The following is a 13,732-nucleotide window of genomic DNA, read 5'->3' on the forward strand; positions in this document are numbered from 1 at the left end:
AGAAACGGGCCGTATTCGGGGAGTTGTTGGCACGGCGGGACAGGATGCGTTCGCGGCGGTGGTCATCGGGCCCTGGTTCGCACGGTAGTGACCAGGTACGCGCACAACAGCGCGGCCAGCGACAACGTCATTGCACCGCCGACCGGTTGGGCGATGATCCGGATCGTCGCCAGCAGGTAGCGCTCGCCGCCGAAGGGCCACTGCAGCAGGAGCATCTCCCGCATCCGCAAGGGGAGGCCGGCCGCCGTCCGCACCGCCGGCCCTCCCAGCAGCCACCGCAGGACAGGGACGAGGACGACGGGTACGGCGAGGACTGCGGCCAGACCCGCCGTGGTGGACCGGAAGATTCCGGCCGCCAGCACCCCGGCCCAGGCACAGCCGGCCACGAGACCGAACCAACCCGCGCTCAGCGAGAGCCAGTCCGAGGGAACCTGGGTCAGCTCCCGCCCGTAGACGAGGTAGAGAACCTCGGCGTCGCAGCCCACCGTGAGGAACGCCAGCATCACGGCGGTGGCTCCGGAGACGAGGAGCTTGGCGGTGAGCAGCCCGAGTCTGCGGGGCACGGTGCCTCGGTCCGCCGCCAGCGCGGGGTGGCGGAACTCGTCCCCGAAGGCCAGGGCGCCGAGCAGCCCCGCAGCGAGCGCCGCGGGCGGGAGCGGCAGCTCCCTCGGCCATGCGGCGAACAGTCGCGCCTGCGGGGTGTGCCCGATCCGGGCGAGGAGGACGGCGGTGAGCGCGGACACCAGCAGTGCGGCCCCGCAGGTGAGGAAGCCCGTGCCGATTCCCGTGGCGCGCCGCAGTTCGTAGCGCAGTGGACGGAGGGGGCTGCGAGCGGTGCGGACGGAGATGGGAGGCGGGAGCGGGGACAGCGCGTCGAGGGTACGGGCCGCGTCGGCGAGCGAACGCGACGCCGGTTCGGTCCGGCGCTGCCCGCCACCCGGATGCCCGGCCCCTGGCGTGCGCGCGCCGGGCACGGTGGTGCCGGCCGTGGACGAGTCGGCGACGATCATGGTCGCCACATCGGCTCTGTCCCATGCGCCGGTGCCGGTCTCCGAGGACTCGGTCTTCGGGGAGGGTGCGTCGGGGCGAGTATGCGCGGCGGTCATGGAGACGCCGGAGACCGCCGCGTCGGCACCGCCCTCGGGCGCCTCGGCGCTGGAAGCGGCCCCGGTGGCTGTGCGACCGGCCACGGACGCGGCGTCGGGCTTCGACGAGCCCTCCGTCCGCCCGCCCTCGGCGACGTCCGCGCTCCCGGACCGGGGGTCGTGCCTCCCTGCGAGCGCCGGGCGCGGACCGTCGGCGTTCTGCTCCAGCGTGTCGTCCGGCACGGGGACGCGAGACACCGACCGCTGGTGCCCCTCGCGCTCCTCGCGTTCCTCGGCGGGAGGAGCGGTCACGGCTGACGCGGAAGCGGCGCTCCGATCCCGCGGCGACGATCCGGACTCGGCCTGTGTCCGCCCCTGCGCGGAGTGGTCCGGAACGACCCGGTCCCGCTCGGCGGACAGCGGCTCCCAACCTGTGATCCCGCCGGCCTCGGACCCCGCGCTCGCCCCCATGTCGCCTACTTCGTCGGCGAGTTGATGCACGAGGATGCCGTGCCGGAAGGCGATCTCACCGACGTCGGCAGTCGTGCTGCCGTATACCGACAGCCGGTTGCCCGTCTCCCGCACGACCTCGACGGAGCGCTGTGCGGTACGGGCCTCCTTGGCGAGCAGGACGGCGAGGCGGGCGGCGTACGGGCTGCGGACGGCCACGCGCGGACGCAGCCGGGTGCGGGCGAACTCCCTGCCTTCCTGATCGGCGGAGACTCTGCCGCCGTCGAGGGTCACGACCCGGTCGGCCGTCCGAGCGGCCTCCTTGGGATCGGCCGTCGTGAACAGCACCGTGCCGCCCTGGTCCGCGTGTGCGCGCAGCATGCCGTGCAGCCAGCGCGCCTCGCGGGCGGACAGGCATGCGGTGGGTTCGTCCAGCACGAGCGTGTGCGGGTCGGCCAGCAGAGCGCAGGCCAGTCCGAGTCTGCGGTCCATGCCGCGCGACAGGGTTCCGAGGCGTTCCTCGCGGAGGCTGACGAGACCGACGACCTCGAGCACCTCGTCCGCGCGGCGGACGGGGACACCGGCCGCCGCGCACAGCATGCGCAGGTGGCCGCGGACCGAGCGGGCAGGGTGACCGGGCACGTCCCCCAGGAGCACGCCGACTTCCCGTGACGGGTGAGCGATGCGGTGCAGGGGCCGCCCACGGAAGTAGGTCATGCCCCGGCCCTGCTGCAGTTCGAGCATCAGCCTGAGCGTCGTCGTCTTCCCCGCTCCTCCGGCGCCGTGGAGCGCGGTGACATGGCCGGCGCGCGCCTCGAAGGAGACGTCGTCGACTGCGGGCGGGTGCGCCTTGCGGGGGTTGCTGGTCAATCCGAAGGCCTGGATCACCTGCAGCAAGATAGCGCGCCATGTCCGGTTTTCCTGGTATCCCCCTATCTGCTCTTCGGTGGTGCGCAAGTCGGGCGGGACAAACGTCCGCCAATAGGCGGAATGAGCTCCTGGCACGCCCCGGCCGGCGCCGGCCGGAACGGGTCCGGGTGCCGCCTCCGTCAGACCTCGGGACGGAGCATAGGCGGGTTGAGCAGGGTGGCGCCGCCGGCCCGGAAGAGCTGGGCCGGCCGGCCGCCCTGGCGGGTCGTGGTACCGCCGGTGGGCACGAGGAATCCCGGCGTCCCGGTGACCTTGCGGTGGAAGTTGCGCGGATCGAGGGCAACCCCCCACACGGCTTCGTAGACCCGCCGCAGCTCCCCCACGGTGAACTCGGGCGTGCAGAAGGCGGTGGCCAGCGAGGAGTACTCGATCTTGGAGCGCGCCCGCTCGACCCCGTCGGCGAGAATCTGGGCGTGATCGAAGGCGAGCGGCGCCACGGGTTCGCCGTCGCGGCCGTATCCACCCTGCTGGAGCAGTTCCTCGACCGGCGCCCAGCGCGCGTTGCTCGCGTCGCCGCCGGCACGGGGCGCGGGCAGGTCGGGAGCGAGTGCGAGGTGGGCGACGCTCACCACCCGCATCCGGGGGTCCCGCTTCGGGTCACCGTAGGTGGCGAGCTGTTCGAGATGGGCGCCGTTGTCCTGGGCCGGAGCCGCGGGGTCGTGGGCGCGCAGCCCGGTCTCCTCGGCCAGCTCCCGCGCCGCCGCCTGGGAGAGGTCCTCGTCGGCCCGCACGAAACCACCGGGCAGCGCCCACCGACCCTGGAACGGCGACTCACCCCTGCGTACCGCCAGCGCACACAGCGAATGGCGGCGCACGGTCAGCACGACCAGGTCCACGGTGACGGCGAAGGGCGGAAAGGCTGACGGGTCGTAGGGCATGCCGCGATCATAGTCGTCTTCCTGACGATAAACACTCCCTTCGTCAGTCCCCTCAGCACCCGATCCGCTTCGTTCCGGTATGCACGCGGGACGGGCTCCCCCATCCATGTGTGGCCGATGTCGCGCGAGGTCAGGGCCCTGCCGGCCACAGGGCAGCGGGCGGCTCCCACCCGCGCCCGGGGTGCTCCCGCCCCCGCACGCCTCAGCATGGGGCTCTCATCCCTCACCCTCGCTCTCCTGGTGTCCGCTCGCCGCCACACTGTCGCGGGACAAGCCGTCACCCGCCCGCATTCGGGCGGCACCCGGCTTGCCCTTGCCCGGGCGGGAAGCCCCGGCGCCGGACGGCTGGGGGTGGGAGCCGGACGGGCGCCGCCGTCCTTCGTCCCCACGCACCGAGCGTGCGGCGCCGTCGACGGAACCCGCGGAGCGGGTACGGCGCCGGCGGCGTGGGTTACCAGCGGTCTGGGCCCGCTCCGCACCTCGGTCACCGGGCTGTGCGGTGACTCCGGATGCTTCGACCACGGCGGGCGAAGGGTCACCGGACGAGGCCGCGGTCGCCGGGGCGGCCGGCTGCACGGTCTCCGTACCGTCTGGCCGCTCACGCTCCGCGCGCAGACAGCGGCGAATCGACTCGGGATCGAGCCCTTCGTTGCAGGCCTGGTGCAGCAACCGGGCGAAGAGGTAGTCGGGGTCGGCGCCGAGGGCCATGGCAAGAGCCTCCCGGGCCTCCAGCTCGTCTCCGGACGACCAGGCCACCCATCCCGCCAGTGTCAGCGGGGCGGCGGCGTGCTCGCCGTACGAACCCACGCAACGGCGGGCCAGTGCGCGCCAGAGCCTCAGAGCGGGAGCCGCCTCCTCGCCCTCCATCCACGCGGCCGCACGGTCGCGGGTCGTGCGGTCCTGCAGTCCGAGAATCAGCGTCGCCGCCTCGTCGTGCGCGAGCAGACCGTCGTCCCGGAGGTCCGCCTGGTGGGCGCCGGCCACCGGCGTGGCCGAAGCGAACCGGCGGATGACGAGGTCGGCCAGCGCGAGGGTCTCCTCGGCCACGCGCACACGTTCCGCTTCGTCCAGAATGCGGGGCACCAGGGACATGCCCGCCGCATCCAGGGCGACCTCCTGCTCCAGGGCGGCACCCGCCTCCCAGGGGAGCAGCCTGGCCCGCAGCTCGCGGAGCGTGCCGCGCACCTGGATCCCCGCGTAGGTGGCCGCGGCGGCCAGTACCGAGGTGCCGGGCAGGCCCATCGGCGTTCCGTCGTCAGGGCAGCACCCCTTGACCGGGCAGCAGTAGGACCAGAACCGGCCGTCCGAGACGCACAGCGCCTCGATCACCGGCACGTCGAGGCCGCCGCACTCGGTGCGCAGGAGCTGGGCCAGCGGTTCGAGCCGCTTCATGACGTCCCGGCCTGACTCGCCCGGGTCCGGTTCCTGACAGACGTAGGCGACCATCTGCTCGGGCCGTGTGCCGCGCCGTTCACTGCCGGCCACCAGGCCCCGGGCCAGCTGCCGGGCAGCCTCGGGCCAGTCCTCCCGGCTCGCCGGGATGCCGAGCCGGGCGCGGCCGCCGAACCTGCCGCGGCCCTCCCGGTCGTGCAGGGCGACCAGCACCATGCTGTCCTCGGGGCGGTAACCGAGCAGGTACGGCATGGCGTCGGCCAGCTCGCCGGGTGTGCGCAGCGTGACCTGGGGGTCGTGCGCGGACCGGTCACCCAGTGGCCCGCTCAGTGGTTCGTGCCCCGCGAGGTCGCCGTTTTCGAAGGGTCCGGTCGTTTCGCCGTGATTCGTCATGCGCCGACGATCTCGCGAATGCCGAAAGCCCGCTTGAGCCTGTGGACAACTCGAATCAGGGACACGACAAGACACCCGGGCGGATGATCGTAGGCGTGGGCGCTTTTCCACAGTCAGAGTGCCGTGGACGGCGGCCGACCGCCGCCGTCTCGCCCGATTGTCGGTCCCGTCCTGTTGTATGGGACGCATGGAGCACACGAGCAACGCGGACCTCCGGGCACAGGCCGACGCCGTCCTCGCCCGGCTCGTCGGGGACACGACGGCGACGGCGCGGCTGCGCGAGGACCAGTGGCGGGCGATCGAGGCGCTGGTCGCCGACCGGCGCCGGGCCCTGGTCGTGCAGCGCACCGGCTGGGGGAAGTCCGCGGTGTACTTCGTGGCCACGTCGCTGCTGCGGGCCAGAGGCAGCGGGCCCACGGTGATCGTCTCCCCGCTGCTCGCGCTCATGCGCAACCAGGTGGAGGCCGCGGCCCGTGCCGGCATCCACGCCCGGACCATCAACTCCGCCAACACCGAGGAGTGGGACTCCGTCCAGGCGGAGATCGAGCGCGGCGAGGTCGACGTGCTGCTGGTCAGCCCGGAGCGGCTGAACAACCCGGACTTCCGCGACCAGGTCCTGCCCAAGCTGTCCGCGGCGACCGGACTGCTCGTCGTGGACGAGGCCCACTGCATCTCCGACTGGGGCCACGACTTCCGCCCGGACTACCGTCGGCTGCGCACCATGCTGGGCGACCTGCCGCCCGGTGTCCCCGTGCTCGCCACGACCGCCACGGCCAACGCCCGTGTGACCGCCGACGTGGCCGAGCAGCTCGGCACCGGCGGTACCTCGAACGCCCTGGTGCTGCGGGGTCCGCTGGACCGGGAGAGCCTGAGCCTCGGCGTGCTGCGGCTCTCGGACGCGGCGCACCGGATGGCCTGGCTCGCCGACCACCTCGACGACCTGCCAGGCTCCGGCATCATCTACACGCTCACCGTGGCCGCCGCCGAGGAGGTCACCGCGTTCCTGCGGCAGCGCGGCCACACCGTGGCCTCGTACACGGGCCGGACGGAGAACGCCGACCGGCAGCAGGCGGAGGACGACCTGCTCGCCAACCGGGTCAAGGCGCTGGTCGCCACGTCGGCCCTCGGCATGGGTTTCGACAAGCCGGACCTGGGATTCGTGGTGCACCTCGGTTCGCCGTCCTCCCCCATCGCCTATTACCAGCAGGTCGGCCGCGCCGGCCGTGGTGTCGAGCACGCCGAGGTGCTGCTGCTGCCGGGCAAGGAGGACGAGGCGATCTGGCAGTACTTCGCCTCGCTCGCCTTCCCCTCCGAGGACCTCGTGCGCCGCACCCTGGACGTCCTCGCCCGGGCCGACGGACCGCTGTCCCTCCCGGCCCTGGAGCCCCTGGTGGAACTGCGCCGTTCCCGGCTGGAGACGATGCTGAAGGTGCTCGACGTGGACGGGGCGGTGCGGCGGGTCAAGGGCGGCTGGACCGCGACCGGGCAGCCCTGGTCCTACGACACCGAGCGGTACGACTGGGTGGCCCGGCAGCGAGGCGCCGAGCAGCAGGCGATGCGCGAGTACGCGTCGACCACCACCTGCCGGATGGAGTTCCTGCAGCGGCAGCTGGACGACGAGGGCGCCAAGCCCTGCGGCCGTTGCGACAACTGCGCGGGGCCGCGCTTCACCGCCGACACCACGGCAGCGGCACTGGACGCCGCGCGCTCCGACCTCGGCCGTGCCGGGGTCGAGGTGGAACCCCGTCGCATGTGGCCGACCGGGCTCCCGGCGATCGGCATCAACCTCAAGGGCCGCATCGCGGCCGCCGAACAGGCCGCGTCCGGCCGGGCCCTGGGCCGGCTGTCGGACATCGGCTGGGGCAACCGGCTGCGGCCCCTGCTGGCCCCTCAGGCCTCCGACGGGCCGGTGCCGGACGATGTGGCGCGGGCCGTGGTGGACGTACTGGCCGACTGGGCGAAGGGTCCGGGAGGGTGGGCTTCAGGGGCGGGCGGCGTCCAGGCGCGGCCGGTGGGTGTGGTCACCATCGCCTCCCGCTCCCGGCCCGCGCTGATCGGCTCCCTCGGCGCCCGCATCTCCGAGGTCGGCCGGCTGCCGCTGCTCGGCTCCGTGGAGTACGCCGGGGACGCGCCCCGGGTGCCTCGCAGCAACAGTGCCCAGCGGCTGAAGGCCCTCGACGGCTCGCTGACGCTGCCGCCGGCCCTCGCCTCCGCGCTCGCAGAGGCGCACGGTCCGGTCCTGCTGGTGGACGACTTCACGGAGACCGGCTGGACCCTCGCCGTCGCGGCACGCCTGCTCAGAAAGGCCGGCGCCGACGGTGTGTTGCCCCTGGTGCTGGCCGTCCAGGGATGACCGCACGCCCCGCGAGCCGGGCCGGCGCGGCCCGCGGGACACGAACGTGCCTCGGTCGAGCGCCACAGGGGTCGTCAGCGCCTCCTGTGGGTAGGGATATAAGCCACGCACCACCAGATAACCGTCAGCGGCTCCAATTGCTCGTTGCCGCATCCAAGTTCGACAGGAAGAATTGAAGTCCGCTCCCCGCACGGCTCGCCCACGATCCGTGGGCTTCGCCGCGGTGCGCGCTCCCCCGAATCCGACCTCGCCCGCAGTGTGGGCGCGTAGCCGAAGGGAGGAACGTGACCTTCGGATTCGCCTCGTCCTCGGCGGCCTCCTTGTCGACGTCCGCGTCCGCCGCTTCCGCCAGTCGCCTGCTCGAGCCCGCGGAGTGGGCGGCCGCCGGAATACCCCTGCTGCGCAACCCGCGTGAGGTTGTCGGCGGGCTGCACGCCCGCCATCGTCCCCAGCCGTCGACGGCGGTCGTCGCCGTGCTGGATCCGGAGGAACGCCTTTGCGCCAGCGCGTCGTTCGTACGGCGCCCCGCGCCGGCCGACGGCTGGATGTTCCGCAACGCGCTGCTGGACCAGCTGCGCCGGGTCATCCCGCACGACCTGCGCCGCCGTACTCCCGTGCGCACCGCGGTGCTGCTCTACTGCCGTGAGGGCGAGTCCCGTTGGACCGAGGAGGACGGGGCCTGGATGTGGGGGCTCCGGGACGCCTGCACCCTGCACGGGCTGCGCTGCGGGGCGTACATCACCCTGACCGGGGACGGCTGGCAGGTGCTCGGTGAGGGAAGGGGCGGACGCCATCCGAACGCCCACTCGGAGCCCGAGTCCTTCGCCATGTCACAGGCTCCGCCCCTGCCTCCCCGCACCGGTGGCCCGGTCTCCGAGGTCCTGCGCCGCGCGGCCGCCCGCTGAAACCGGTCGCCCGAAAGGGCGGAGCTCCGTCTGTGGCGGTTCAAGGCGGCGTCGGCCGGCCACCGTCGCATCCCTACGACCGGGCGGACGACGGCCACCAGTACCCGCGGGCTGCCCATGGCGCCGCCAGGGGCCCGCAGGCTGCCCGCGCCGCCGCGGAGGGCGGCCTGCGGACGGGCCCGACTCACGCATGCGGAACGGCCGGTTGTCCGGGCATGCCGAAAGCCGCGCCGTACGGATGTCGTCGGAGCGGTCTTCGCCATGCCCGGCCCCGAGGGGCCCGGACGTGCTTCAGACGCCTGCGCCCAGCACCGCGTTGATCTGCTGCGGGTCACCGCAGACGATCAGCAGCGCGCCGGCTCGCGAGTGGGCCAGCGGGAGGGCGGTGGCGGTGGCGTCGGCGGAGTCTCCGTTGACGGCCACGACGACCACGGGCCGGGTAGCGGCACGGGAGGCGTGGACGGCGTCCGTGTAGAAGACGTCGTCACCGGCGTCGTGCTGCTTCCAGTAGGAGGCTTCTCCGAAAGACAACTCGTGCTCCGCCCACGGATGCTGGGAGCCGGTGGTGATCACCAGCACCTCGCCGGGGGCGCGGCCCGAGTCCAGGAGCAGGTCCACTGCCTCGTCGGCGGCGTCGAGCGCGCCGTCGGCCGATGCAGGGATCAACTGGACCTGAGGACTCGCCGGCGCGGCGGTGGAAGCCTTGGCGGCGGGAGCGGCCGGACCCGACGGGGCCGGCTTGGCCGGAGCCGCGTCACGCGAGGCGCGCTGCACCGGCGGCGCGGGCCGCGGGGGGCCTGGACGACCGGGGCGGGACGGAGCCGCGGGACGGGGGCCGGGTACGGGGCGTGGGGTCGGCGCGGTGCGGGGACCCTGGGCACTCTCGTGAATCTGAGGCTCCTCGGGAATGAGAGGCATGAGCTGATTTTTATCAAACGTTGGTGCGGCACGGTTGGCCGGGTGGCACATCAGTGCGAGCGGAACCGTCAGAAGTCGAAGCCGAGCTGACCCTCGATCTCCGGAACGCTTCCGTCCACCCAGCTGCGGACCTTCTTGAGGTGCCGCCACTGGGGCAGCGCATCAAGATACGCCCACGACAAGCGGTGGTACGGGGTGGGGCCCCGCTCCTCCAGTGCCGCCTTGTGCACGGGCGACGGATACCCTGCGTTGTCCGCGAATCCGAAGTCTGCATGGTCGACACCCAGTTCGGCCATCATTTTGTCGCGCTGAACCTTGGCGATCACCGATGCCGCCGCGACGGCCACACAGGACCGGTCACCCTTGATGACCGTGCGCACCTGCCACGGCGCACCGAGGTAGTCGTGCTTGCCGTCGAGGATCACGGCCTCCGGGCGGACCGGCAGGAGTTCCAGGGCGCGGACGGCGGCCAGCCGCAGCGCGGCGGTCATGCCCAGGGCGTCGATCTCCTCGGGCGTCGCATGCCCGAGGGAGTAGGCCGTGACCCACGACCGCAGTATCCCGGCCAGTTCCGTACGCCGTTTCACGGTCAGCAGCTTGGAGTCGGTCAGTCCCTCGGGCGGCCGGCGCAGTCCGGTGATCGCCGCGCAGACGGTGACGGGGCCTGCCCACGCACCCCTCCCCACCTCGTCGACACCGGCAATGACCTTCGCTCCGGTCGTGGCGCGCAGGGAGCGCTCGACGGTGTGTGTAGGTGGTTCGTACGGCATGGCGCCCTTAGATTACGCCGCCCGCGGGGCCGCGCGACACCCCGGCCCCCGTGATCGGACCGGGAACGCCGACGACCCGGGTCAGGCCCCGTGCTGCCGCAGCAGCGGCAGCATCAGCCGGTCGATCATCTCTTCGAGATCCTGATCACTCCATTCGCTGGAGCACATCTTGGACCGGTACATCATCATCGCCGGGACGGCGTCGAAGACGTAGCCGTTGTCGGCGTCCGGGCGCACTTCTCCTCGCTCGATACCGCGGATGACGACCTCGCGCAGCTGCTCGATCATCGGCTCGACCACTCCCTCGATGATCACACTGTGGAAGCGTTCGACCTGGGCCGGATCGCATTCGTGAATGACAGCGCGCAGAGCGGAACCGGGGCGGGAGAACATGGCGTCCCGTGCGCGCCGGCACAGGGCCAGCAGATCCTCCCGGACGCCACCGAGGTCGGGGGCCGCTTCGACAGGGGGCAGTCCGGCCTCGAGGGCGTGGGCGACCAGATCCTCCTTGGAGGACCAGCGGCGATAGACCGCGGCCTTGCCGGTCTGGGCGCCCGCCGCGACGCCCTCCATTGTCAGACCGTTCCAGCCGACCGTGCCGAGCTGCTCCAGGGTGGCATCCAGGATCGCGCGCTCGAGCACCGCGCCGCGCCGCCGGGGGGAGGCCGCCTGAGCGGGAGCGGCCGTCCAGCGCGAGGTTTCCATCTGTGTTTCTCCAGCATGCAAGGGGAAGCGGGGGTTCCGGGGGTGGGGTCGCGTCACGTCGCGGCAAGGGGGAGGCGACACGCGACGCGGAATTAAGTGAACGCTTGCGTTCACTGTCGGGGACTCACTACCGTTGACGCGGAAGTGAACGCGATCGTTCACTAACGCCTTTGTGGGGGACCCATAGTGACAACCTCTCAGCTGCTCCAAGAACGGAAACCGGGTGCGGCACGCCGGGACGGGCATCCCGGCATCGCTCTCACCGTCATCGCGGCCTGCCAGCTCATGGTGGTACTCGACGCGACGATTGTGAACATCGCGCTCCCGCACATTCAAGACGCTCTCAAGTTCAGCACCACCGACCTCACTTGGGTGGTGAGCGCCTACACGCTCACCTTCGGGGGTCTGCTGCTGCTCGGCGCGCGGGCCGGCGACATCCTCGGCAGGCGCCGGGTGTTCATGACCGGCATCCTGCTGTTCACCTTCGCCTCGCTCCTGGGCGGGCTCGCCCAGGAACCCTGGCAACTCCTCGCGGCACGCGCCCTGCAGGGAGTGGGCGGCGCGATCGCCTCTCCCACCTCGCTCGCCCTGATCACCACCACGTTCCCCGAGGGACCGGAACGCAACCGGGCCTTCGGCGTGTTCGCCGCCGTGTCCGCGGGTGGTGGCGCCATAGGCCTGCTCGCGGGCGGCATGCTGACCGACTGGCTCGACTGGCGGTGGGTGCTCTTCGTCAACGTGCCGATCGGCCTGCTGATCGCCTTCCTCGCCCCGCTGTACATCAGCGAGTCCGAGCGGCACCCGGGGCGGTTCGACATCGCGGGAGCGCTCACATCGACGGCCGGCATGGCATCGCTGGTCTACGGGTTCATCCGCGCCTCGGAGGAGGGCTGGCGGGACGGCCTCACCCTCGGGTCCTTCGGCGCCGCGGTGGTGCTCCTGGTGGCCTTCGTCCTCATCGAGCTGCGGGCGAAGGAGCCGATCACCCCGCTCAAGATGTTCGCCGACCGCAACCGCTCGGGCACGTACGTGATCATGCTGAGCCTCGCCGCGGCTATGTTCGGCATGTTCTTCTACATCGTGCTGTTCGTGCAGAACGTGCTCGGCTACAGCGCGATCAAGGCCGGCCTGGCCTTCCTTCCCGTGACCTTCGCGATCGCTGTCGGCGCGGGTCTGTCCCAGCGCTTCCTGCCCACGCTCGGCCCCAAACCCTTCATGATGACCGGCTCGGCGCTCGTGGTGACCGGACTGGTCTGGCAGACCTTCATCACGCCCGAGAGCTCCTACCTCGGCGGGGTGCTGGGACCGATGCTGGTGTTCGGCTTCGGCATGGGCCTGAACTTCGTGACGGTCACCGTCACGGCCGTCTCCGGCGTGGCCCAGCACGAGGCGGGCGCGGCCTCCGGACTGCTCAACGCCACCCAGCAGGTCGGTGGTTCGCTGGGTCTGTCCATCCTCACCACCGTCTTCGGTTCCGCGAGCACCGACGAGGCGAAGAAACAGCTGCCGCAGTTCCTCGCCGACGGCACGCCCGAGCAGAAGGCGCAGTTCGCCACGACACACCAGTTGCCCGCGCCCTGGGGGCACGAGGTGCTGGCGCACGGGATCTCCGCGGCCTTCGTCCCGGCCGCGGCCATGGCCGTGCTCGCGTTCCTCACCGCCTGGCTGGTGATCAAGGTCCGCAGGAGCGATATCGATGCCCTCGCCGGCACAGCGGGGCCCGGCATCGGCTGACCGGCCCGTGGTCGCGCGGCACCGCGGTCGGCCCGACCGCAGCGGGGGGAACCCGACATGCTGCGGTCCGGCCGGCCGCACCGCCCGCGCGACCACGCGCACGTAGACCGACAGCGGGACAAGCACTGTCAGCACAGTGACAACGACCGCCATCACCCGCACCCCTCCCGCCCATGAGCCGCCCGAACCGAGCCGTCGTCCGCGTTCGCGGAGCGACTACTTGCGAAACGGCGGACGGTCACACAGAGTTCCCGGCGCGCACGGAGAGTTTCCGCGAGTCCGCTGCCGGAACGGCCGGCGGGCGTTCAGAACCCCGTCGGCACCCAGGCAGGCAGCGCCTCGGTCAGCTCCACCCACTGCGCGGGGGGCGTGCCCGCCTTGCCCGAGCCGAGCACGCCACCCACGATCGCGCAGGTCGTGTCGACGTCCCCGCCGACACGGGCAGTCGTCCAGAACGCCGTCTCGAAGTCCGTCAGGGCCCGCGCGGCGGACCAGAGGGCGAACGGGACGGTGTCGTGGGCCGACGTACGGCGTCCGCAGCCCAGCACGGCCGCGACGGTGACCGCGTCCCCGTAGTCGAGCATGTCGCGGGCCCTGCGCAGCCCCGCGCCGACGGCGCTCTTCGGGATGAGCGCGATGACACCGTCCAGAAGCGCCTCGGGGCCCGGCGGGCCCGCCGGGGACGCGGCCAGCGCGGCGGCCGCGGCGACGGCCATCGCGCCCACCACGGCCTCGCGGTGCTGGTGCGTGGGATACGCCGAGATCTCCGCCTGGTGGGTCGCCTGCTCGGGGTCGTCCGCATACCAGGCGCCCAGCGGCGCGATGCGCATGGCGGCGCCGTTGCCCCAGGACCCCTGTCCGTTGAAGAGGCCGGCGGACAGCTCGCGCCAGTCCTCGCCCTCGCGGACCAGGCGGAGCAGCCGGTTGACGGCCGGGCCGTAGCCGCGGTCGAAGTCGTGGTGCTCGGCGAAGGAGCGTGCCAGCGCGTCCTGGTCGAGCCGGTGATGGGCGGCCAGGACGGCCACCACGGAGCAGGCCATCTCCGTGTCGTCGGTCCACTGCCAGGGGCCGGCGGGCAGCTCGCGGTGCTTGAGCAGGGGGTAGTTCTCCGGGACGAAGAACTGCGAGCCCAGCGCGTCTCCCACCGCCAGTCCACGCAGGCTGGCCAGGGCGCGGTTCAGGCGCTCGAGAGAAGAGGAGTCAGCGGTCATCGGTCTGC

At 72.3% G+C, this 13,732-nt stretch carries 10 protein-coding genes; 3 read left to right on the forward strand and 7 right to left on the reverse strand.

Annotated elements, in window-relative coordinates; genetic code table 11:
• Positions 1-62: 62 nt before the first annotated feature.
• The 3 genes from ACFYU0_RS32430 to ACFYU0_RS32440 form a co-directional block, all read right to left on the reverse strand.
• Positions 63-2,432: an ATP-binding cassette domain-containing protein gene (locus tag ACFYU0_RS32430; RefSeq protein ID WP_389305841.1), complete on the reverse strand. Its 2,370-nt coding sequence runs from the start codon at positions 2,430-2,432 to the stop codon at positions 63-65.
• 152 nt (positions 2,433-2,584) lie between these two features.
• Entirely contained in the window at positions 2,585-3,343 is a 759-nt protein-coding gene (locus ACFYU0_RS32435) for an NUDIX domain-containing protein (RefSeq protein ID WP_389305843.1), read from the reverse strand.
• Between the two features lie 216 nt (positions 3,344-3,559).
• On the reverse strand, positions 3,560-5,128 hold the full coding sequence (locus tag ACFYU0_RS32440) for a DUF4192 domain-containing protein (protein WP_389305845.1): 1,569 nt from the start codon (positions 5,126-5,128) through the stop codon (positions 3,560-3,562).
• A gap of 187 nt (positions 5,129-5,315) precedes the next feature.
• Here ACFYU0_RS32440 and ACFYU0_RS32445 point away from each other — a divergent pair, with 187 nt between their 5' ends.
• Both ACFYU0_RS32445 and ACFYU0_RS32450 read left to right on the forward strand, forming a co-directional pair.
• Positions 5,316-7,481, forward strand: a complete 2,166-nt coding sequence (locus tag ACFYU0_RS32445; protein ID WP_389305847.1) for a RecQ family ATP-dependent DNA helicase — start codon at positions 5,316-5,318, stop codon at positions 7,479-7,481.
• A 284-nt stretch (positions 7,482-7,765) separates the two neighbouring features.
• On the forward strand, positions 7,766-8,386 hold the full coding sequence (locus tag ACFYU0_RS32450) for a hypothetical protein (protein WP_351669594.1): 621 nt from the start codon (positions 7,766-7,768) through the stop codon (positions 8,384-8,386).
• A gap of 291 nt (positions 8,387-8,677) precedes the next feature.
• On the opposite strand, the gene ACFYU0_RS32455 is transcribed toward ACFYU0_RS32450, so the two are convergent.
• The 3 genes from ACFYU0_RS32455 to ACFYU0_RS32465 form a co-directional block, all read right to left on the reverse strand.
• Positions 8,678-9,304 carry a hypothetical protein gene (locus tag ACFYU0_RS32455; protein WP_351669596.1) on the reverse strand — a complete coding sequence of 209 codons (627 nt, stop codon included), beginning with the start codon at positions 9,302-9,304 and terminating at the stop codon, positions 8,678-8,680.
• Positions 9,305-9,372: 68 nt separating this feature from the next.
• A complete protein-coding gene (locus ACFYU0_RS32460; RefSeq protein WP_351669598.1) occupies positions 9,373-10,074 on the reverse strand; it encodes a ribonuclease HII in 702 nt (233 codons plus the stop codon).
• An 81-nt stretch (positions 10,075-10,155) separates the two neighbouring features.
• A complete protein-coding gene (locus ACFYU0_RS32465; protein ID WP_351669600.1) occupies positions 10,156-10,779 on the reverse strand; it encodes a TetR/AcrR family transcriptional regulator in 624 nt (207 codons plus the stop codon).
• A 186-nt stretch (positions 10,780-10,965) separates the two neighbouring features.
• Here ACFYU0_RS32465 and ACFYU0_RS32470 point away from each other — a divergent pair, with 186 nt between their 5' ends.
• Positions 10,966-12,513: an MFS transporter gene (locus ACFYU0_RS32470; RefSeq protein WP_389305850.1), complete on the forward strand. Its 1,548-nt coding sequence runs from the start codon at positions 10,966-10,968 to the stop codon at positions 12,511-12,513.
• A gap of 305 nt (positions 12,514-12,818) precedes the next feature.
• Here the strand turns inward: ACFYU0_RS32470 and ACFYU0_RS32475 are convergent, their stop codons facing one another.
• Positions 12,819-13,724 carry an ADP-ribosylglycohydrolase family protein gene (locus ACFYU0_RS32475; protein ID WP_351669604.1) on the reverse strand — a complete coding sequence of 302 codons (906 nt, stop codon included), beginning with the start codon at positions 13,722-13,724 and terminating at the stop codon, positions 12,819-12,821.
• Positions 13,725-13,732 lie beyond the last annotated feature (8 nt).

Origin of the sequence: Streptomyces sp. NPDC003720, assembly GCF_042875075.1 — a bacterium.
Lineage (GTDB): Bacteria > Actinomycetota > Actinomycetes > Streptomycetales > Streptomycetaceae > Streptomyces.